The organism is Crossiella sp. CA198 (genome assembly GCF_052078295.1).
Taxonomy (GTDB): domain Bacteria; phylum Actinomycetota; class Actinomycetes; order Mycobacteriales; family Pseudonocardiaceae; genus Crossiella.
On record NZ_JBQJIM010000007.1, the window covers coordinates 71,744 to 92,677 of the forward strand.

Sequence of the window (20,934 nt, forward strand, 5' to 3'; positions counted from 1 at the left end):
TGCTCACCTCCGTTCGTGGATGGATCGCACCCAGTGCAGGCCCGCGATCTCGCGTAGTTCCGCCTCGGTCACGCCGAGCAGGTCGACCACCGTGCCGCGCACGCCGACCAAGCTGCCCCGCTCGGCCAGGAACGCGGTGTTGAACTGCTCCGGCGGGAAGTTCAGCTCGACCCGGATGTCGGCCCAGCCCCGCTCCCGCGCCACCTCGGCCAGTCCGGCGGGCAGCACCTGCTCCGCCCGCACCGCGCCGTAGACCGCCTGCGCGCCCAGCAGGGCCAGCGCGACCGCGGTGGCCAGCACCGGCGCCCGCCACACTTTTGTCGGCACCGCGACTCCTATCCGGGTAGTTCCTGCTCGGCGGACAACGGCGGCAGATCCGCGAAGTACTCGGGATGGCGATGCCGGACCGCGGCCAGGTACCGGTTGTCGATGGCCGAGGCCACCGGGTAACCGGCCGGGAACCCGGTGGAGCGCACCAGGAACGGCACGGTGTACCCGGTCAGGCCGGCCAGCACCGGCTTGGCCAGGCGCGGGTCGAAGCGCATCCGCCGGATGGCCTGCCCGGCGATCTCCTGGGACAGTCCGTTGATCCAGTGGGTGGCCACCTCGGCCAGTACGTCCGGCTGGGCGCGGCCGAGCTGGGCGGTCCGCGCGATCCCGGTCAGCACCGCTTCGGTGACCCCGGGATGGGCCGCGGCCCAGGCGGTGTTCGCGATGACCACGCCGGGGTCGTTCCACTCCCGCGCGCCGCCCCTGGCCACCGCCACCGAGCCGGCCACCTCCGCCAGCGCGCGGCTGGTGATCGGCTCGAAGGTCACGAACGCGTCGATGGAGCCTTGCCGCAGCGCGCTGGTCATGTCCGCGGGCGCGATGTTCTGCACCGTCACCTCGCCGAGGGAGAGGCCGTGCTGGCCGAGGATGCTGCTGAGGTAGGCGTGCGGGCCGGTGTTGACCGAGACGCCGACCTTCTTCCCGCGCAGGCTCGCCACGTCGCCGGCCCGGATCCCCGAGCGCGGCCCGGCCACGATGGTCTGGTTGACGTTGTAGGCGCTGCTGGTGGCGTCACCGTGGCTGATCGCGAGGATGCTGATCGGCAGGCCCTTGGCCTTGGCGGTCAGCGCCACCGAGGCGGCCAGCAGGCCGAACTGGGCGCCGCCTGCGGCGACCTGGTTGGTGATCTCCACCCCGGTCGCGTGCAGCCGCACGTTCGCCCTGATCCGGTTGTCCAGGAAGTGGCCCTGTTCCAGCGCGGTGAACACCGTGCTGTGGTCGATCGCGGCCGCGCAGGCGAACTGGACCTTCGTCAGCGCGTCACCGTGGTGGTCAGGCCCCGCGCAGCCGGTCAGGGCCAGTGCCGATGCGGTGATCGCGGCCAGTGCCCGGTGCGGAAGTCCCTTGCCCATGTCCGCGCGCTCCCGTCGAACGGCCTCGGCCATCCGGGTGGCTGGCCGTGCAGCCGGATGCTGGCACACATTGGATTTAATGTCCAGAATGCAGTAAGCTGGTGGCATGGCCGACGACACAGCCGGACAGGCGCCGAAGATCCCCCGCATCCGGCGCACCATGCTCGGCGACGAGGTGTATGAGTCCCTGAAGGCGATGTTGATGGACAACGCCTTCCCGCCGGATTCCCGCCTCACCACGGATTTCCTGGCGCAGGAGCTGGAGGTGTCCCGGACTCCGGTGCGGGAGAGCCTGGCCCGCCTGGAGACCGAGGGCCTGCTGGTCAAGCGACCGATGGCCGGGTACTCGGTCGCGCCGCCACTGGACCAGCGGGCCCTCGGGGATCTCTACACCGTGCGGCTGGCGCTGGAACCCATGGCCGCCCGGCTGGCCGCGGTCCACGCCACCGACGAGCAGCTGGCCGCGCTGGCCCCCACCGAGCCCAGGGCCGCGCCGAGGGACCGGAGCCGGTACGCCGACTACCGGAGCTTCGTCGCGCACGACGCGCTCTTCCACGACGGGGTGGCCGCCGCGGCCGGGAACGAGCTGCTGCGCCGGTCGATCCAGCGGCTGCACAGCCACCTGCACACCTATCGGCTGTGGTCGCACGGCACCGACCAGCCGATCGAGGCGCTGCGGGAACACGCCAAGATCGCCGAGGCGCTGCGTGCCCGTGATCCCGAGGCCGCCGAGGCCGCCATGCGCGCGCACCTGGAAGGCGCGCTGGCGAGGTTGAACACCGCGTTCGGGTAACGCGGGCCAAGCCCTGCCGGGCCACCCCAGCCCCCCACCCGGCAGGAGGCCGTCCCGGCCTCGGGTCCCCTGCTCACGGGGCCGGGACGCGCTGGGGCACAACGGCCTGGTGGCAGGCCGGGAGGTTTCCGTGCCCACATCCTCGATCAGTGCGATCCGGCCCGCCGGGGTGGCCGCCTGGCTCGGCGTTCACCGGCGCACCTGGCTGGCCGTCCTGCTCGCGACGGTGTTCACCACGGCGTACACCCTGTTCGCGCTGGGCAGGCACGCGGCGTTGCGGACCAACGGGTTCGACCTCGGGATCTTCGAGCAGGCCGTGCGCGGCTACGCCAGCGGAGAACTCCCGGTCTCCACCATCCGCGACCCGCACCTCATCCTCTTCGGCGACCACTTCAGCCCGGTCATCGCCTTGATCGCGCCGCTGTACCGCCTCTTCCCGGCCGCGGAAACCCTGCTGGTGGCCCAGGCCGTGCTCTTCGGCGTCTCCATCATCCCGGTCACCCGGGTCGCCACCCTCCTGCTGGGTCCGGTGGCCGGGCTGGTCATCGGGGGCTGCTACGGCCTGTCCTGGGGCTTGCAGGCGGCGCTGGCCTTCGACTTCCACGAGATCGCCTTCGCGGTGCCCCTGCTGGCTTTCGCGCTGGAGGCGTTCCTGTCCGGCCGGTACGGACGGGCCGTCGCCCTGGCCGCCCCGCTGGTCCTGGTCAAGGAAGACCTCGGGCTCACCGTCGCCGTGCTCGGATTGCTCATCGCCACCCGGACCGGCCACCGGAGGCTGGGCCTGGTCACCGTGGCAGGTGGCCTGGTGGCCGCGCTGCTCACCGTGTTCGTGGTGATCCCCCAGTTCAGCGTGGACGGCGGCTACCGCTATCTCGGCGTCGGCGGGCTGCTGCCCACCGGCGAGATCTTCCGCGGCGAGTATTTCGACCCGCGGAAGCTGGAGCTGGTGGCGCTGTTGTGCGCGCCCACCCTGTTCCTGTGCCTGCGTTCCCCGCTCGTGCTGCTCGCCCTGCCCACGCTGGCCTGGCGGCTGGCCGGCACGAACCTGCTGTACTGGGTTCCGGGCTTCCACTACGACGCGATCCTGATGCCCATCCTGTTCTTCGCCCTCATCGACGCGGCGGTCCGGCTCCGGCCCGTGGCAAGCCGGTGGTGCCGGCGACTGGACTTGCCCAGACGGCTGCCCGCCGCCGCGCTCGCCCTCGCCCTGCTCGGCACGGCAGGCGTGATCACCGCGCATTTCCCGCTGCGCGAGCTGCTGACCCCCGGCTTCGGCGCGCAGACCAGCGAGGCGGCCGCGGCAGGCCGGTTGATGGACCGGATCCCGGACGGCGCGTCCGTGGCGACGGAGAACCGCCTCGCGCCACACCTGACCAACCGGACGCTGGTCTACCCGATCGGCACGGCGGACAGTCCTGAATGGACACTCGCCGAGGTAAGCAGGCGGGCTGAACTCTCCGTGGCCATCGCGATGGCGGACTCGGTGCGGCAGGACGGCGAGTTCCTCCTCATCCAGCACCACCGGTAGCGGTCACCGGAGCCGGGCCAAGGACGTGCTGCCACAGCAGGTCCGGGGCTGAGGAGGAACTGGCGTTGGCCAGCGGAGTGGCGTTGCGCGAACCCGGCGTGCAGGCCCACCCGGCAGGCGAGAACGCCTTCACCTACGGCCTGCTCCTGGGCCGAGACCAGGCTCGCACCCACCAATCCCGCGAGTGTTGGCCGTTGTCGTACGCCGAGTTGGCCGCTATGGACGCCGAGTTGGCCGCTATGGACGGCGAGTTGGCCCAACTCGTACGCCACGTTGGCCGTTGTGGGACAGGGCGGGGGCGGGGCGGAGGGGTGAAACCCCCACGACGAGGGCTCTCGCGTGTTCTCCGTACGGCCTGGAGCATGCAGACCACACCCCGATGAGCGGCCCCTGCAACACAAACCGCCGCCCGGCCAACCCAACGTGACGGGGGCCGCTCATCGGGGTGTGGTTGGCTGGCGGAAGGCCGTACGGAGAACACGCGAGCCCTCGGAGCCACGCTGGAACCGGCCCCGGCAGCCCAAACCCCGCCCCGCAACCTGCTCACCCGGGTGTTGATCTGCCCCACCCCTCCGGTGGTCTGCCCGGCCGGCGAGGCCATCCCTTTTTGATCTTCGGGTTTTGATCTAAACCAAAGATCAAGATCAAGTGCGTCCTCGCCGGACGGGCAGAAATCAAAGGATGGGGGGAAGAACAAGAGCAAAGACGAAGAGCAAGAGCAGTGCTCGTGTGCGGTTCCCCATCCCCGTCAGCCCTCCGATACCAAACCACATCTCACCGAGCGGCCCCCGTCGCGTTGGGTGGGTTTGGCGGCGGCAGGTTGCAGGGGCCACTCGGTGAGATGCGGTGTGTCCTCTCCAGGCTGACGGGGATGGGGAACCGCTCGGATTGGGTTTTCGAAAAGCCAGCCCGGCCACCGGTTTTCGGGCTTCGCCCGGTCGCAGCTGCCTATGGCGTACGACAACGGCCAACGTGCCGTACGACAACGGCCAACTCGGCGTCCATAACGGCCAACTCGGTGTACGACAACGGCCAACACGCGCGGGGGTGGGGGTTAGGTTAGGAGGTCGTCCATCGCGCGGTAGATTCGCTTGTCTGACACCGGATAAGCGGTGCCCATGGATTGGGCGAAGTAGCTCACTCGGAGTTCTTCGATCATCCAGCGGATCTTGGCGAGGCCGGCCGCGGCCTGGGGGGCTTCCTTGCGGAGTTCCAGGAATGCCTGGTGGACCTCGGTGATCTGGGCTTCGAGTTCGGCGTCTCGGCGGGGGTTTTCGGGGAGCTTGTCCAGGCGGTGTTTGGCTGCCCGTAGATAACGGGGCAGGTGGGCCAGGCGGGACCAGCCGGTGGCGGTGACGAAACCCTTGTACACCAAGCCCGTTACCTGCTTGCGGACGTCCGGCGAGGGCACGGTTTCCAGTACGGCTTCGACTTCGTGCCAGGCCAGCAGGGTGGCCTCTACGTGGCCTACTACCTCGAAGGTGGCCAGTTGCAGGCCGGAGCGCACGCCTTCGCGCAGCTTGGTGAAGCCGGGTTCGTCCCAGGCTGGGCCGCCGCCTGCCGCGATCAGTTTGTCCGACGCGGCGTTGATGCAGTCGGTCAGCAGGTCGGCCACACCGCCGTGGGGGTTGCGGCTCAAGGTCAGCTTGGCCTGGTTGGTCAGGCCGCGTTGTAGCTGTTTCACGGGGGACGGCACGGTCAGCAGGAGCAGGCGGCGGGTGCCGCGCCACATCGCGCGGCGTTGTTCGGCCGCGCTGTCCAGCATTCGGACGGACACGCTGTCGGTGTCGTCCACCAGGGCGGGGTAGGCGGTGACGGTGAAGCCGTTTTGCTGCTGGGAGAAGGTTTTGGGCAGGGTGCCGATGGTCCAGTCGCGCAGGCCCTTGCGTTCCAGCTCGTTGCCCGCCGCGGACAGGGTTTTGCGGACCTGGGCGGTGAGTTTCCGCTTGAGCGCGGACAGGTCTTTGCCTTCGGCCAGGACCTTGTCGTGCTCGTCGAGGACTCGGTAGGTGGTTTTGAGGTGGTCGGGGACCTGGTCGAGTTGCCAGGCTTCCCGGGGGACCTCGATCTTGGTGAGTTCGTAGAGGATGTCCTCGACCGCGTCGAGCAGGTTGCCGTCTTCGGCGGTGATACGGGAGAGGAGGGCTTCGGCGACGTCCGGTACTGGGACGAAGTTGCGGCGCAGGTTTTTCGGCAGCGACTTCAGCAGGGCTACCACGATATCCTTGCGTAGCCCGGGAATGTGCCAGGCGAAGCCGTCGCCGCCGACCTGGTTGAGCACGCCGACCGGGATGTGCGCGGTGACGCCGTCGTCGCGGGTGCCGGGCTCGAAACGGTAGGTCAGCGGGAGTCGTACGCCGCCCTGCCGCCAGTCGTCGGGGTAGTCCTTCTCGGTGATGGCGCCCGCGGTGGCGTTGATCAGGGCTTGTTTGTCGAAGGTCAGGAGTTCCGGGGTGTCGCGGCGGGTTTTCTTCCACCAGCTGTCGAAGTGCCGGCCCGAGACGACTTCCTTGCCGATGCGTTCGTCGTAGAAGGCGAACAGGGTTTCGTCGTCGACCAGGATGTCGCGGCGGCGGGCCCGGTCCTCCAGGGCCTCGACTTCGCCGAGCAGGGCGCGGTTGGCGTGGAAGAACTTGTGTGTGGTCTGCCAATCACCTTCGACCAGGGCGTGCCGGATGAACAGTTCGCGGCTCAGGTCCGGGTCGATGCGGCCGTAGTTGACCTTGCGGTCGACGACCAGGGGGATGCCGTAGAGGGTGACCCGCTCCACGGCCATCACCGCGCCCTGTTTCTTCTCCCAGTGCGGTTCGCTGTGCGTGCGCTTGACCAGGTGGCCCGCTAGGGGTTCCACCCATTCGGGTTCGATCCGGGCCGCGATCCGGCCCCACAGCCGGGAGGTCTCCACCAGTTCGGCGGCCATCACCCAGCGCGGCGGCTTCTTGAACAGCGCGGAGCCGGGGAAGATCGCGAAGCGGGCACTGCGCGCGCCCAGGTATTCCTTCTTGCGTTCCTCCTGCAACCCGATGTGCGACAACAGCCCGGACAGCAGCGCGATGTGCACCTGCTGTTCCGGCGCGGGGTTGCTGTTCGGGGTGATGCCGAGCTGTTTGACCACCTGGCGCAGCTGGCTGTGGATGTCCTGCCACTCCCGCACCCGCAGGTAGTTCAGGTACTCCGCCCGGCACTGCTTGCGGAACCGGTTGCTGGACAACTCCTGCTGCTGTTCGCGCAGGTATTCCCACAGCTTCAGGTAGGCCAGGAAGTCCGAGGTCGGATCGCTGAAGCGGGCGTGTTTGCTGTCCGCGTCCTGCTGCTTGTCCACCGGGCGTTCGCGTGGGTCCTGAATGGACAGTGCGGCGGTGATCACCAGCACCTCGCGCACGCAGCCCAGGTCGTCGGCGGCCAGCACCATCCGGGCCAGCCTGGGGTCCACCGGGAGCTGGGACAGCTTGCGCCCCAACGGGGTCAGCCGCTTCTTGTGATCGTCCTGCTCCGGGTCCAGCGCGCCGAGTTCCTGCAACAGCTGCACGCCCGCGGTGATGTTGCGCGCACCTGGGGGGTCGATGAACGGGAACGCGGCCAGATCACCGAGGCCCAGCGAGGTCATCTGCAGGATGACCGAGGCCAGGTTGGTGCGCAGGATCTCCGGATCGGTGAACTCCGGCCGCGCCTCGAAGTCCTCCTCGCTGTACAGCCGGATGCAGATGCCCTCCGACACCCGGCCGCAGCGGCCCTTGCGCTGGTTCGCCGAAGCTTGCGAGACCGGTTCGATCGGCAGCCGCTGCACCTTGGTGCGGTGGGAGTAGCGGGAGATCCGCGCGGTGCCGGGGTCGATCACGTACTTGATGCCGGGCACGGTCAGCGAGGTCTCGGCCACGTTGGTGGCCAGCACGATCCGCCGTCCGGTGTGGGACTGGAACACCCGGTGCTGCTCGGCCGCGGACAGCCGCGCGTACAGCGGCACCACCTCGGTGTTGCGCAGCTCCCGCTTCTCCAGCGCGTCCGCGGTGTCCCGGATCTCCCGCTCGCCGCTGAGGAAGACCAGGATGTCGCCGGGCCCTTCCCGCAGCAGCTCGTCCACCGCGTCGGAGATCGCGGTGACCTGGTCCCGGTCGGTGTCGTCGGCCTCGCTGTCCGGGTCGATGATCGGCCGGTACCGGGTCTCCACCGGGTAGGTGCGGCCGGAGACCTCGATGATCGGCGCGTCGCCGAAGTGCCGGGAGAAGCGCTCCGGGTCGATGGTCGCGGAGGTGATGATCACCTTGAGGTCGGGGCGGCGGGGCAGCAGCTGGGCCAGGTAGCCGAGCAGGAAGTCCACGTTGAGGCTGCGCTCGTGCGCCTCGTCGATGATCAGCGTGTCGTAGCGGGACAGCGTCCGGTCGTTCTGGATCTCGGCCAGCAGGATGCCGTCGGTCATCAGCTTGACCAGGGTGTCCGTGCTGGACTGGTCGGTGAAGCGGACCTGGTAGCCGACGGTCTCGCCGAGCGAGGTGCCCAGTTCCTCGGCGATCCGCTCGGCCACCGTGCGCGCGGCCAGCCTGCGTGGCTGGGTGTGCCCGATCAGGCCCTGCACCCCGCGCCCCAGTTCCAGGCAGATCTTGGGCAGCTGGGTGGTCTTGCCGGACCCGGTCTCGCCGGCGACGATCACCACCTGGTGGTCCCGGATCGCGGCCAGGATCTCGTCCTTGCGCTGGCTGACCGGCAGCAGCTCGGGATAGCGGATCTTCGGCCGGGCGTTGCGCCGGTTCTCGATCCGGATCTCCGCGGCGGCGATCTCGGCGGCGAGTTCCGCGGTGACCGCGGCGCGTTTCCCGGTGTCCCGCAGCTTGCGGGCGTTCTCGACACGACGGCGCAACCGACGCTGATCGCGCAGCATCAGCTCGGGAAGGCGGTCGTGGAGTTCGGTGAGCGAAGCGCTCACAAGCGGCGTACCCATACTGGGACCCAGTTTAAGTGCCCGGCAAACGGTTTTCCCCGCTCACCCGGCGCACGGTGGCGAAACCCACGCGACCGGGTAACCCGCACGTCACGTGGCGGGCCCAGGATCGGGGCATGGAGGACATTCCGGCCCCGCGCCGCACCGGCCGCTGGCCGTTCCGCCGTGGCTCGCCACCCCCGATCGCCGAGACGCTGTGGCGGATCCGGGTCACCGTGCCGGACACCCCGGGCGCGCTGGCCCGGCTCACCGCCCGGCTGGCCAGGCTGCGGGTCAACATCCTGGCCCTGGACGTGCACCCGCTGGCCGAGGGCGCGGTGGACGAGCTGGTCCTGCGCGCACCCGCCGACGTCGAGGAGAACGCGCTGGTCAACGCCCTGATCGAGGGTGGCGGCGCGGATGTGCGGGTGGCGCCGGCCGCGGTCAGCGCGCTGGCCGACGAACCGACCAGGGCGGTGCTGCTGGCCACCTGGCTGGCCGAGGATCCCGACGACCTGCCCAGGGTGCTGCACCAGCTGCTCAGCGGCGCCGAACTGAGCTGGGTGGAACACGAGCACACCGAGGTCCTCGACGGCGGCAGGCTGGCGTTGCGGCACCCCGACGGCGGCACCTTCCTGGCGCACCGTCCAGGACTGGCCTTCACCCCGGCCGAGTTCGCCAGGGCCCGCGCGATGATCACGCTCGCCCACCGGCTGCCGCCCCCGCCGGGGGAGATGGTGCAGCTGGGCGAGCGCACCGCGGTGCTGCGCCGGGCCCGCCCGCAGGACCTGGACGGCCTGCTCGACCTGCACGCCCGCTGCACGCCGGAGACCCTGCGCCGCCGCTTCCTCGGCGCGCCGCAGACCAGCGGGCGGGCGCTGCGCACCCTGGTCAGCCGCTGGTCCACGCACACCCTGCTGGCGTTGTGCGACACCGAGGTGGTCGGCACCGGCAGCGTGTTCTGGGACGGGGACACCGCCGAGGTGGCCTTCCTGGTCCGCGACGACTGGCAGGGCCGCGGCCTGGGCCGGGAACTGCTGCGGCGGCTGGTGGCCACGGCGGTGGCCAGGCAGGTGCGCACGATCTGCCTGCACACCTACGCCGACAACACCGCCGTGCCGCACCTCGCGCACGCGCTGGGCCACCCGGTGCGGCGCAGCATCGCCGACGGGGTGCTCACCCTCGAACTGGCCCCGGCGGCCGCGGTCACCAGGTGACCGGCAGCTCCGCCACCCCGTACACGCCCTGGTGCGGCTGGAACCGGATCTCCTCGGCCGGCACGGCTAGCGCCAGGTTCGGGAAGCGGGTCAGCAGGGCCCGGAAGGCGGTGCGCATCTCCGCCCTGGCCAGTGGCGCGCCCAGGCAGTGGTGCGCGCCGTGGCCGAAGCCCAGGTGCGGGCGGGCCGGTCCCGGCCGGTCCAGGAGCAGCTCGTCCGGCCGGTCCAGCAGCTCCGGGTCCCGGTTGGCGCTGGAGAGCACGAACATGACCATGTCACCGGCCCGGATCTGGTTACCGTGCAGCTCCAGGTCCTGGGTGGCGATCCGCGGCACCCCGGCGGCCACCACGCTGAGGTAGCGCATCAGCTCCTCGACCGCGCTGTCGGTCTTGTCCAGGTTGGCGCGCAGCCAGGCGAGCTGCTCGGGGTGGGTGAGCAGCGCGTAGGTGCCGATGCCGAGCATGTTCGCGGTGGTCTCGTGCCCGGCGAGCAGCAGCAGCGCGGCGATGTTGACCAGCATGTCGTCGTCGACGGTGGCGCCGTGCTCGCGGATGAGCATGCCGATCAGGTCCTCGCCGGGATCCACCCGCGCCCTGGTGACCAGCGAGTGCATGTACGCCTGGCTCTGCCGGGTCAGCTCGACCCGCTGCTCGACCGGCAGCACCGCGTTCATCTGTTGGGTGGAGCGGGCCTGGAAGTCGGCCCGGTCGGCGTAGGGCACGCCGAGCAGTTCGCAGATCACCAGCGAGGGGATGGGCAGCGCGAAGTTGGCCACCAGGTCGGCGCCGGGGCCGAGCTTCTCCAGCTGGTCCAGGTGCTCCTCGACGATCGAGGTGATCCGGTCTTCCAGGCGCCGCATCCGGCGCATGGTGAACTCCGGCATCAGCAGCCTGCGCACCTGGGTGTGGTCCGGCGGGTCCATGATCAGGATGTTGCCCCGGCGCATCCGGGCGGCCTCCTCGGCCGTCATCCCCATCGGCAGCGTGTACCGATCGCCCCTGGACCGCGGGTCGTTGCTGAACCGGGCGTGATCGGCCAGCCCAGCCCGCACGTCCTCGTGCCGGGTGACGACCCAGGCCTCACCCCGGACCCCGAACACGTCCATCTGGATCTTGCGCACCGCCTCGCCCGCGCGCACCCCGGTCAGCTCGGCCGAGGGTGCGAGTCCGTCCCGTGCCATGAACAGCGGGATCTCCACCGCGTTGGTCATGTCCTGCCCCCAAGTCATTACGTTGTCTGACTACCCAAGTTAGCCACGTTTGGGGGAGTTGTCTCTCCATCTCGGGAGGGAACGGTGTCGCGCCCGTGGGTGAGCCCCGGCCGCCGGAACCGCGACACCGTGGCGGAGACACCACGAACACACTGGGAGAAGTCATGATCCGCTGGTCGGCCACCCTCTGGTCAGCGCTGTACGGACTGGTCGCTTTGGGCTGGTTTTTCGGCGCGCCCGGCTACCCTTTCGGCCCGGCCGACCCCGCCGCGCAGCTGTCCCCGCTGGGCGGGATCCCCGCCACGACCAGCGCTCCGGTGCTGGCCATCGGCCTGGTGGCGGCCACCGCGGTCGCCCTGCTGATGGCCCGCGGCGTGCGCGCCGGTCGCCCGGTGCTGCTCACCCTGGCCTGGCTGATCACCGCGGTGCTGGCGCTGGTCCTCAACGACGGCCGGGTGCTGATGCTGATCGGCTACCTGCCGATCGTGCTCGTCGGCGCCCCCTTCGGCCTGCTGTCGATGGAGACCTACCTCAGCAAGTTCGACGGCCCGAACCTCAACCAGTTCGCCCTGGTCCTGGGCGTGCTGCTGTGGCTGGCCGCGACCCTGAACTACCAGCGCCGCACCGCGGAGGCCTGCCTGAGCTGCGGGGTCGGCCCGCGCTCGATGCCGCGCTGGGCCAGGCCGGCGGCCGCCGCCCGCTGGGGCAAGTGGTTCGCCTACCTGGCCTTCCTGGTGCCGCTGGCCTACGCGGTGACCCGGTGGGCCTGGTTCGGCGGGTTCAGCCTGGGGCTGATCAGCGAGGAGTTCCTGCGCGAGGGGCAGCAGAACGGGGTGTGGATCGCCGGGGCCGGGCTGGGCACCTTCGCCGCGGCAGGCGGATTGCTGACGCTGGGACTGGTGTACCGGTGGGGCGAGGTCTACCCGTTCTGGCTGCCGGGGCTGCGCGGCAAGCGGGTGTCGCCGCTGACCGCGATCATCCCGGCCAGCCTGGTCGCGGTGATCGTGACCGCGGCGGGGATGGGCGTGTTCACCGGACTGGTGGGGCGGGTCGGGCTCACCGAGTTCATCGTCAATCCGATGACGTTCTTCCCGTTCTGGGGGCTGGCGCTGGGCGGGGCGACGGTGGCGTATTTCCTGCGGCGGCGGGTGGAGTGCACTCGTCATGAAGACCGTGTTTTGGTTGGTCGGTGATTTCAGTGTCGATTGAAATAGATCGGATCGAGGCAACAAACTGACAAGCGCCTGGAGGGCGGCCGGGATGCCGGAGCGCCCTTTCGGCGGGTGTCGCCGGGTTCGCCCGCTTAGCCTTTGCGCTATTTAGCTCCTGTGCTAAAAAGGAATCATGTCCCCCCTGGACCCCGACACCGAGGCCAGCGTGTTCCGCGCCCTAGCAGACTCCACCCGCCGCCAGATCCTGGAAGACCTCCGCGCCGGTGAACTCACCGCGGGCGAGATCACCGCCCGGTTCACCATCAGCGGCCCGTCGATCTCCCGGCACCTGGGTGTGCTCAAGGCGGCCGGGCTGGTCCGGGAGCGGCGGCAGGCGAACCGGATCTTCTACGCCCTGGTCGAGGAGCGGCTCGCCCTTGGCGTGAACCGGTTTCTCAGCGCGGTGTGCCCGGAGCAGGCGCTGGTCCGCCATCGCCGATCGAGCAGGGGAGACCAGCCATGAGGATGGCCAGTGTGGTGGCGCGGCGGTTGCTGGTGAACTACCGCGTCGATCCGGCGGTGCTGGCCCGGCTGCTGCCCGATCCACTGCGGCCGCGCCTGGCCGGGGACTGGGCGGTGGCGGGGATCTGCCTGGTCCGGCTGACCCAGGTCCGACCGGTGGGACTGCCCGCGGTGCTGGGACTGCGCTCGGAGAACGCGGCGCACCGCTTCGCCGTCGAGTGGGACACCCCCGGCGGCGTCCGCACCGGCGTGTACCTCCCGGAGCGGCACACCGATTCCACCATCGCCGCGCTGGCCGGTGGCCGGCTGTTCCCCGGCAGGCACCGGCTGGCGAGGTTCACCGTGCGGGAAACCGCCAGGGAGCTGGAAATCCGCTGTGTCAGCGGGGATCGGCGGACCCGGGTGTGGGCGGACGTGCGGTTGTCCGGCCGGTTCGGGCGCAGCGAACTGTTCGACGAACTCGACCAGGCCGCCGACTTCTTCACCTGCGGCAGCGGCTATTCCGCCACCCGCGACCCGCACCGCCTGGACGGCGTGGCCGTGCACGCCGAGCAGTGGCGATTCGAGCCGGTCGACCTGATCGGCGCCCGCTCCACCTTCTTCGACAGCCTGCCAGCGGGTTCGGCCGTCCTGGACCACGCCCTGCTGCTGCGCGACACCCCGGCCACCTGGACGCCGCTGCCCTCGCTGCGGGTCAGCTCAGCCGGACAGCCGGTGCAGGCGTAGCGCGAGCTGGATCTCCAGGGCGCGGGCGGGTTCCGGCCAGTCCGCGCCGAGCAGGTCGGCGACCCGTTCCAGGCGCTGGGTGACCGTGTTGACGTGCACGTGCAGGGCTTCCCGGGTTCGCGCGGGCGAGCAGCCGTGCGCGAAGTACTCGGTAAGCGTGCGCACCAGTTCGGTGCCGCGGCGCGCGTCGTAGTCCAGCACGGCGCCCAGGGTGTCCCGGACGAATCCGGCCACGTCGGCCCGGTCGCCGAGCAGCACGCCGACAAAGCCCAGTTCGCCGATGGCCGCGCCCTCGCCCCGGCGGCCCAGCGCGGTCAGCGCGGTCAGGCACCGCCCGGCTTCCTGGTGCGCGGCCGCGATCCCGGCCAGGCCGTCGCCGTTGGCCGCCCGCGCGCGGTCGCCCACCAGCGCCACGGGTCCGGCCCCGCCCACGGTCACCGGTCCGCCCACCGCCGTGCCCAGTTCCGCCGCCACCGCCCTGGCCACCGCACCCGGATCGGCCCCTGGCACCAGCAACACCGCGCCCGCCGCCAGTCCCTGCGCCGCCCGCGCCACCCGGGCCGCGGCCACGCCCAGCCGGCCGCGCGGGCTCTCCGCCACCAGCAGCACGTGCCCGCGGCCGAGGTCCACACCCAGCCGGGCCGCCCTGGCCAGCAACGCGTCCGGATCCGCGGTGGCGGTAAGGAGATCCGTCAGCAGCTCGCCGCGTACCCGGTTCTCCGCCTCGGCCACCGACCGGCGCAGCAACAGCACCAGCGCGGTCACCACCCCGGCCCGCTCGAACAGTCGCTGATCGGCCTCGGACAGCTCCGGCCGCCCGGTCAGCACCACCGTGCCCAGCAGCTCCGACCCGGCCAGCACCGCGCACACCCAGCGCCGCCCGCAGCGCACCGCCCGTCCGCTGGACCTGGCCTGTGCCACCGCCTGCGCGGGCACCCGGGGTGGGGAGGTGCCGGTACGGGCCAGCACCGCGCCCTCGGCGTCGCGGACCGCGATGCCGCCGCCGAGCACCTCGGCCACCGCGATGGCCACGTCGTGCACGTCGCCGCCGCGCAGCACCAGATCGGTGAGCCGGTCGTGCGCGGCCTCGGCCCGGCGCAGCGACTCGTGGTGGGCGCGGGTCTCCTCCAGCAGCCGGGCGTTGTCCAGCGCGATCGCGGCGTGATCGGCCAGGCTGGCCAGCAGCGCGATCTCCTCCGGGGTGAACGAGCGGGTGTCCCGCTCACCCGCGTACAGCACGCCGATCACGGTGTCCGCCAGGCGAAGCGGCACGCCGAGGATGGACACCAGGCCCTCGTCGGCGACCGCGGCGTCGATGGCCGCGGTGTGCGCGAACTGGGTGTCGCCGAGGTAGCCGGAGGTGGCCGCGGGCTCGGCGGTGTGCGCGACCCGCCCGCCCAGCCCCTCGCCCATGCCGAGCCGGACCCGTTGGAAGGCCCGGGAGATCGAGCCGTCGGTGACCCGCATGTAGGTATCGCCCACGGTCTCGTCGTTGAGGCTCAGGTAGGCCAGATCGGTGCCCAGCAACAACCTGGCCCGCCGCACGATGGAACGCAGCACCGCGTCCACATCGCGCAGCGCGGCCAGATCACCCGCGGTGTCGAACAACGCGGCCAGTTCGGCCTCCCGTCGCCGGTGCTGGCCGAGCGTGCGGTGGATGCGCAACGCGTGCTCGGTGGCCTCGGCCAGCACCCGCAACTCGGCCGCGGGTAGTCCGGCTTCCCTGGCCAGGGCAAGGGGTTCGGTGAGTTGCCCGGCCTCGGCGTGACTTGCCAGCAGGCCGAGCAACCGCGCCAGGGCGGAGCCGCTCACCCGAGTTCTTCGCCCCTGGTCTCACGGGAGAGCAGCACCGCGCCGGTGGTGAGCACCGCGGCCAGGAACAGGTACACCGAGATCGGGAAGGAGGTGCCGAACTGCTGCAGCAACGCGGTGGCGATCAGCGGGGCCAGCGCCCCGGCGAAGATCGAGGCGAGCTGGTAGCCGATCGAGGCCCCCGAATAGCGGACCCTGGTGCCGAAGAGTTCGGAGAAGAACGCCGCCTGCGGCCCGTACATCGCGCCGTGCAGAATCAGCCCGATCGTGGTGCCCAGGGTGATCAGCCAGAACGATCTGGTGTCCAGCAGGGCGAAGAAGGCGAAGCCCCACAGGCCGGTGCCGATCGCGCCGAACAGGTACACCGGTTTGCGCCCGAGCCGGTCGGACAGCGCGCCCCACAACGGGATCGAGATGAAGTGGATGGCCGAAGCGATCAGCACCGCGTTGAGCCCGGTGGACTTGGGCAGGCCCAGTGGTCCGGTGAGGTAGACCAGGATGAACGCGGTCAGGATGTAGTAGCAGACGTTCTCGGCGAAGCGGGCGCCCATGGCCACCAGCACCTCGCGCCGGTGCTCGCGCAGCACTCGGATGATCGGCGGCGCCTCGCGTTCCCCGGTCTGCTCGGCCTTGGCCTGGGCTTCCAGGAACACCGGCGACTCGGACACGGCCAGCCGGATCCACAGCCCGACCGCGACCAGCGCGCCGGAGAGCAGGAACGGGATCCGCCAGCCCCAGTCCAGGAAATCGGCCTCCGGCTGCACCGCGGCCAGCACCGCCAGCACCGCGGTGGCCAGCAGGTTGCCCGCGGGCACCCCGGCCTGCGGCCAGGACGCCCAGTAGCCACGCCGTTTCGGATCGCCGTGCTCGGAGACGATCAGCACCGCCCCGCCCCATTCGCCGCCCAGCGCGAAGCCCTGGACCAGGCGCAGCAGGGTGAGCAGCAGTGGCGCGGCCGCGCCGATGGTGGCATAGGTGGGCAGCAGGCCGATCAGGAAGGTCGCGCCCCCCATCATCAGCAGGCTGATCACCAGCAGTTTCTTCCGGCCCAGCCGGTCACCGAAGTGCCCGAAGACAATGCCGCCCAACGGCCGGGCGATGAAGCCGATGGCGTAGGTGACGAAGGCGAGCAGGGTGCCGGTGAGCGGGTCGGAGGTGGGGAAGAACAGCGTGTTGAACACCAGCGCGGCGGCCGAGCCGTAGAGGAAGAAGTCGTACCACTCGATGGTGGTGCCGATCATGCTCGCGCCGACGATCCGGGTGATCGAGGAGCGCGCTGGGGCAGCGGTGGGGACGGACATCGTGTACCTCACGTCATCGGGAGGGCAGGGAGATTAGCGGGCGGTCCAGCCGCCGTCGATGGGAATCGAGATGCCGGTGAGATGGCCGCTGTGTTGCTGGCAGAGCCACAGCACGGCTTCGGCGACCTGCACCGGTTCGAGGAGCCGTTTCACCGCGGTCCGGTCCAGCAGGATGTCGGTGAGCACCTCCTTCTCGCTGATCCGGTGCGCCCGCGAGAGGTCGGTGACCTGCTTCTCCACCAGCGGGGTGCGCACGTAGGCGGGGTTGATGCAGTTGCTGGTGACCCCGTACGGCGCGCCCTCCAGCGCGACCACCTTGCTCAGGCCCTCCAGCGCGTGTTTGGCCGCGACGTAGGCGGATTTGAACGGGCTGGCGCGCAGGCCGTGCACCGAGGAGATGTTGACCACCCGGCCCCAGCGGCGGGCGTACATGTGCGGCAGCACCCGGCGCAGGATGAGGAACGGCGCGGTGACCATGACGTCCTGCATCAGCCGGAACATCTCCGGCGGGAACTCGCTGATCCCGGCCACGTGCTGCATACCGGCGTTGTTCACCAGAATGTCCACTGTGGACGGAAGGGTGTCGATCGCGGCCGGGTCGCTGAGGTCGATCTCGTGCGCCACCCCGCCGTAGTCCTCGGCCGCGGTGTGCACCGCTGGTCCGTTCTTGTCGACCAGGTGCACGGTCGCGCCCGCGCCGGCCAGCATCTTGGAGATGGCCAGTCCGATGCCGCTGGCGGCGCCGGTGACCAGTGCGGTGCGCCCGATCAGCCCTGGTTGAGTGGTCATGGACTCCGAAGGTAGGCAAGTCCGGGGCCGCTGACCATGTGCTGGCGCACCACACCTCCGACCGAAACAGTGGATTCCACCCACATGCGCGGTCGCGGTCGCTGTCCGTCACGGTCAGGGCCCGGCCGTGTCCCGTGGATCTCACACGCGATCGCCGGGCCCAGCCCGCCCCTGACGGCACCGTCGGGACGACCACGTACAACACCGGTACGCGGCCATCCCGGCGGCACCCCCAGGAACGACCTGGACTCCGGCGCTCACGCGCGGGATCCACGGGACATGGCCTAGCGTGGGTGACATGCCTCGCCGTGGTCTGCCGTTGCGGTTGCTGTCCACCCCAGCCTGGCCGGACCAGGAGCCGACCTGGCGCGAGGCCAAGCCCGGCCTGATCGCCGCCGCGCTCAAACGCGCCCAGGCCCGCCCGGCCGGGAACTGGTTCGTCCTGGCCGCCAGCGGCGAGATCCTGGCGGCCAAGCCGTTCGGCCGCACCATCGCCGGGGTCGAGGTGGTGGCCTGGCGCGGCGCCGACGGCAGCCTGTACGCCGGTCCCGGTTCGTGTCCGCACCTGGGTGCGCCGCTGTGCCAGGCCGCGGTGCACGGCGGAAAGCTGTTGTGCCGCTGGCACGGCCTGGCCCTGGGACCGGCGGGATTCCCCGGCTGGCAGCCGTTTCCCGCGCACGACGACGGCGTGCTGGCCTGGGTCCGCCTGGATTCGGTCGGCGGCGAGGAACCGCTGCCGGAACCCGTGCTGCCGCAACGCCCCGCGCCCGGTTCCCTGGCCGCGGTAGCCACCATGATCGGCCGCTGTGAGCCGGAGGACGTGCTGGCCAACCGCCTCGATCCCTGGCACGGCGCCTGGTTCCACCCTTACTCCTTCGCCAACCTGCGGGTGGTCTCCGCGCCAGAGCAGGACACCGACGAGGACCGGTTCCTGGTCGAGGTGACCTTCAAGCTGGGCGGGCGGTTCGGCGTGCCGGTGCTGGCCGCGTTCACCTGCCCGGAACCGCGCACGGTGGTGATGCACATCGTCGAGGGCGAGGGGCAGGGCAGTGTGGTGGAAACCCATGCCACGCCACTGGGTCCGGGCCGCACCGCGGTGATCGAGGCGACCATCGCGCACTCCGACCGGCCCGGTTTCCGGTTCGCCAAGGCCGCCGCGCCGGTGGTGCGGCCGCTGATGCGGTGGGCGGCGGAACGGTTGTGGCGGGACGATCTGGCCTACGCCGAACGGCGGTATGCGTTGCGCCGCAAGGGTCCCATCCGTGGTTGAACGACACAGCCCCGGCTGAACCGGTCAGCGCAACCGGCGGGCCAGCGTGCGCAGCAGTGGGCTGCGGCCCTGGGTGGGCACTGTCCACAGTGTCCGGCCCTGCACATCCCAGTTGCCCAGCAACGCGTTCGCGGCCAGGAATCCGGCGGTGGCGGCCCGTTCCATCAGCGCCACCGGCAGTCCGGTGCGCACGTGATCTCCGGCCACCACCAGGAAATCCTCGGGTGTGCGCACGGCTAACCGGTCCTGGTAGGCGCCGGGCAGGAACAGCGGGCAGTCCGAGCGGATCTCGAAGCGCTCGTCCACGATCCGGGCGTCCACCGTCTCCGGGTACACCTTGCCCAGCTGGGCGAGGAGTTCCGCGCGCACGTCGCCCAGCACCGCGTCCACCGGCAGCGCGTAGGCGTGCAGTTCGACCACCGCGCCGTCGTGCCGGATGGCCCAGTCGCGGGCCTGGTGCTCGTAGCGGTCCAGCACGCTGATGTTGTCCAGCGGTCCGAAGCCCGCGGTGCCCAGGAATCCGGCCCGGTCCGCGCGCACCGGCCGGTCCAGCCACAGTCGCAGCACGCCGAACCGGGGTGCGGTGCGCAGCCTGCTGACCGCGCCGCGCCAGTCGGCGGTGGCGATGCCGGGGGAGTCGCCGACAATGGTGCGCAGGCCGCCGACATCGGTGGCCAGCACCACCGCGTCGGCCTCCAGGGGGGTCAGGGAATCGGCCAGGTGCACGGCGTAGCGGCGGCGGGCGCTGGGTTCCACCGCGCTGACCCGCACGCCGGTGCGCAGGTCCACACCGCGCCCGGACAGGTAGCGGCCCAGTGGTTCCCACAGGCCGTGCGGGAACGGGTCGGCGGCCACGTCGAAGACCAGGCCCTCGCTGGAGCCCAGGAAGTAGATGTGGAACATCACCGCCAGTTCGGCCGCGGACAGCAGCCTGGGGTCGCTGAAGAAGCTGCGGGAGAACACCTCGAAGGCCAGATCCCTGGCCGCGGCGGGGAATCCGATGCGGTCCAGGAACTCCACCGCGTCCAGGTGGTCGAGTTCGGCGTAGGTCTCCGGCACCCGCACGTCCAGCAGCGTCATCGCCCTGCGCGCGTCCACTGTGGATAGTTCGGCCCAGGAGAAGGTGGGGCTGCGCAAGACGAACGCGGCGGCGTTGAGCGGCGGGGTTCGGGGCAGTCCGGCGAAGGTGTCGGCGTGGCCGTTGCTGTGCAGCAGCGGGTAGTCGGTCAGCGGGGTGAGTGCGCGCAGATCCGGGTCGGCGCGGCGGAGCAGCTGGCGCAGGTTGTAGTACTGGCGGAAGAAGGCGTGGAAGCCGCGGGTCATGGTGACCCGGCTGCCGTCGGTGAGGGTCACCGGCCAGCCGCCGACCCGTCCGCCGAGGTAGTCCTCGCGTTCCAGCAGCACCACCTCGACGCCGCGGTCGGACAGCGCGGTGGCCGCGGCGAGTCCGGCGATCCCGCCGCCGATCACCACCACCCTGGGCGGCGCGGACAGGTGCCGGACGTCGGGGCGGCTGCCGCGCGGCAGGTGTTTCACCGCGCGGCGGTCGGTGCCCAGCGGGATCATGCGGTGCCTCCGTCGAGTTGCCTGCGCCCGCGCACGGTGTGCGTGATCCCGCGTTGCCAGCCCCCGGTGGATCCGGCCCTGACCTCGGTGAACCCGTTGTCGCGCAACCGGTCCTGGAGTGCGCCGACCCGGTCGAAGTCCAGCACGCTGCGCCACAGGTAGCGGTAGAGCCCGGTGCGGCCGGTGGCCAGCAGCCCGGCCGGGATGATCACGCCCCAGCAGACCGCGGTCCACACCGCGCGGCTGAGCGGGCGGCCGTCCAGGGTGTAGTCGTGCAGCACCAGGTGGCCGCCGGGACGCAGCAGCGCGCGCAGGTCGGCCAGCACGGCGTCCGGTTCGGCGACATTGCGCAGCAGGTACCCGGCGAAGATCGCGTCGAACGGCCCGCGTACCCCGGCCGCGGCCAGCCGCTCGGCCCTGGCCTGGACGAAGGTCACGCTGCCCGGCCATGGTTTGCGCCGCGCGGCCGCGAGCATGCCGCCGGAGGCGTCCGCGCCGACCACGGTGGCCAGCGGGTAGGCGGCCAGGATGGCGGCGGTGGAGGCGCCGGTGCCGCAGCCCAGGTCCAGCACCCGCTGCCCGCCGCCCTGTTCGCGCAGGCCGAGCCGGGCCGCGGCGCGGCGCAGATCGCGGTGGTAACCGAGGTTGGCGCTGACGAGGAGGTCGTACCGCCGGGCGTGCGCGTCGAACTCGCTCTGCAGTTCATCGGCGTCCAGCGCTCGGTTCATGAA

General features: G+C 71.0%; 16 protein-coding genes. 7 read left to right on the plus strand and 9 right to left on the minus strand.

Translation table 11 applies throughout. From position 1 onward, the window contains the following. Positions 1–3: 3 nt before the first annotated feature. Positions 4–327 carry a hypothetical protein gene (locus ACTOWY_RS13415; RefSeq protein WP_441309937.1) on the minus strand — a complete coding sequence of 108 codons (324 nt, stop codon included), beginning with the start codon at positions 325–327 and terminating at the stop codon, positions 4–6. Between the two features lie 8 nt (positions 328–335). Then, positions 336–1,403 (minus strand): ABC transporter substrate-binding protein, encoded by a 1,068-nt coding sequence (locus tag ACTOWY_RS13420; protein ID WP_441309938.1) that lies wholly within the window; start codon positions 1,401–1,403, stop codon positions 336–338. A gap of 106 nt (positions 1,404–1,509) precedes the next feature. On the opposite strand from ACTOWY_RS13420, the gene ACTOWY_RS13425 reads away from it, so the two are divergent. Both ACTOWY_RS13425 and ACTOWY_RS13430 read left to right on the plus strand, forming a co-directional pair. Beyond that, on the plus strand, positions 1,510–2,196 hold the full coding sequence (locus ACTOWY_RS13425) for a GntR family transcriptional regulator (protein ID WP_441309939.1): 687 nt from the start codon (positions 1,510–1,512) through the stop codon (positions 2,194–2,196). A gap of 130 nt (positions 2,197–2,326) precedes the next feature. Continuing rightward, positions 2,327–3,724, plus strand: a complete 1,398-nt coding sequence (locus ACTOWY_RS13430) for a DUF2079 domain-containing protein (RefSeq protein WP_441309940.1) — start codon at positions 2,327–2,329, stop codon at positions 3,722–3,724. Positions 3,725–4,778: 1,054 nt separating this feature from the next. On the opposite strand, the gene hrpA is transcribed toward ACTOWY_RS13430, so the two are convergent. Next, positions 4,779–8,660 (minus strand): ATP-dependent RNA helicase HrpA, encoded by a 3,882-nt coding sequence (hrpA, locus tag ACTOWY_RS13435; protein WP_441309941.1) that lies wholly within the window; start codon positions 8,658–8,660, stop codon positions 4,779–4,781. Between the two features lie 116 nt (positions 8,661–8,776). Here hrpA and ACTOWY_RS13440 point away from each other — a divergent pair, with 116 nt between their 5' ends. Continuing rightward, positions 8,777–9,856: a GNAT family N-acetyltransferase gene (locus ACTOWY_RS13440; RefSeq protein WP_247764489.1), complete on the plus strand. Its 1,080-nt coding sequence runs from the start codon at positions 8,777–8,779 to the stop codon at positions 9,854–9,856. On the opposite strand, the gene ACTOWY_RS13445 is transcribed toward ACTOWY_RS13440, so the two are convergent. Beyond that, on the minus strand, positions 9,846–11,066 hold the full coding sequence (locus ACTOWY_RS13445) for a cytochrome P450 (protein WP_441309942.1): 1,221 nt from the start codon (positions 11,064–11,066) through the stop codon (positions 9,846–9,848). The genes ACTOWY_RS13440 and ACTOWY_RS13445 overlap by 11 nt on opposite strands. Positions 11,067–11,230: 164 nt before the next feature. Between ACTOWY_RS13445 and ACTOWY_RS13450 the strand changes: the two genes are divergently transcribed. The 3 genes from ACTOWY_RS13450 (at position 11,231) to ACTOWY_RS13460 (ending at position 13,465) form a co-directional block, all read left to right on the plus strand. Further along, positions 11,231–12,259, plus strand: a complete 1,029-nt coding sequence (locus ACTOWY_RS13450) for a hypothetical protein (RefSeq protein ID WP_441309943.1) — start codon at positions 11,231–11,233, stop codon at positions 12,257–12,259. A gap of 151 nt (positions 12,260–12,410) precedes the next feature. Beyond that, a complete protein-coding gene (locus ACTOWY_RS13455; protein WP_441309944.1) occupies positions 12,411–12,740 on the plus strand; it encodes a metalloregulator ArsR/SmtB family transcription factor in 330 nt (109 codons plus the stop codon). Further along, positions 12,737–13,465, plus strand: coding sequence for a DUF2071 domain-containing protein (locus ACTOWY_RS13460; RefSeq protein WP_441309945.1), 729 nt, complete (start codon positions 12,737–12,739; stop codon positions 13,463–13,465). The genes ACTOWY_RS13455 and ACTOWY_RS13460 overlap by 4 nt, the downstream gene beginning before the upstream one ends. Here the strand turns inward: ACTOWY_RS13460 and ACTOWY_RS13465 are convergent. Genes ACTOWY_RS13465 through ACTOWY_RS13475 form a run of 3 tightly spaced genes read right to left on the minus strand, consistent with a single transcriptional unit; the run spans position 13,439 to position 17,367 of the window. Next, positions 13,439–15,277, minus strand: coding sequence for a helix-turn-helix domain-containing protein (locus ACTOWY_RS13465; protein ID WP_441309946.1), 1,839 nt, complete (start codon positions 15,275–15,277; stop codon positions 13,439–13,441). The two genes, ACTOWY_RS13460 and ACTOWY_RS13465, sit on opposite strands and share 27 nt — an antisense overlap. Next, on the minus strand, positions 15,274–16,578 hold the full coding sequence (locus ACTOWY_RS13470; protein ID WP_441309947.1) for an MFS transporter: 1,305 nt from the start codon (positions 16,576–16,578) through the stop codon (positions 15,274–15,276). The genes ACTOWY_RS13465 and ACTOWY_RS13470 overlap by 4 nt, the downstream gene beginning before the upstream one ends. A 33-nt stretch (positions 16,579–16,611) precedes the next feature. Further along, positions 16,612–17,367: a 3-hydroxybutyrate dehydrogenase gene (locus ACTOWY_RS13475; RefSeq protein ID WP_247764482.1), complete on the minus strand. Its 756-nt coding sequence runs from the start codon at positions 17,365–17,367 to the stop codon at positions 16,612–16,614. 298 nt (positions 17,368–17,665) lie between these two features. On the opposite strand from ACTOWY_RS13475, the gene ACTOWY_RS13480 reads away from it, so the two are divergent. Further along, a complete protein-coding gene (locus ACTOWY_RS13480) occupies positions 17,666–18,637 on the plus strand; it encodes a DUF5914 domain-containing protein (protein WP_441309948.1) in 972 nt (323 codons plus the stop codon). Between the two features lie 24 nt (positions 18,638–18,661). Here ACTOWY_RS13480 and ACTOWY_RS13485 read toward each other — a convergent pair whose 3' ends face one another. Next, on the minus strand, positions 18,662–20,203 hold the full coding sequence (locus ACTOWY_RS13485; RefSeq protein ID WP_441309949.1) for an FAD-dependent oxidoreductase: 1,542 nt from the start codon (positions 20,201–20,203) through the stop codon (positions 18,662–18,664). Next, on the minus strand, positions 20,200–20,931 hold the full coding sequence (locus tag ACTOWY_RS13490) for a class I SAM-dependent methyltransferase (RefSeq protein ID WP_441309950.1): 732 nt from the start codon (positions 20,929–20,931) through the stop codon (positions 20,200–20,202). The genes ACTOWY_RS13485 and ACTOWY_RS13490 overlap by 4 nt, the downstream gene beginning before the upstream one ends. Between the last annotated feature and the right edge of the window lie 3 nt (positions 20,932–20,934).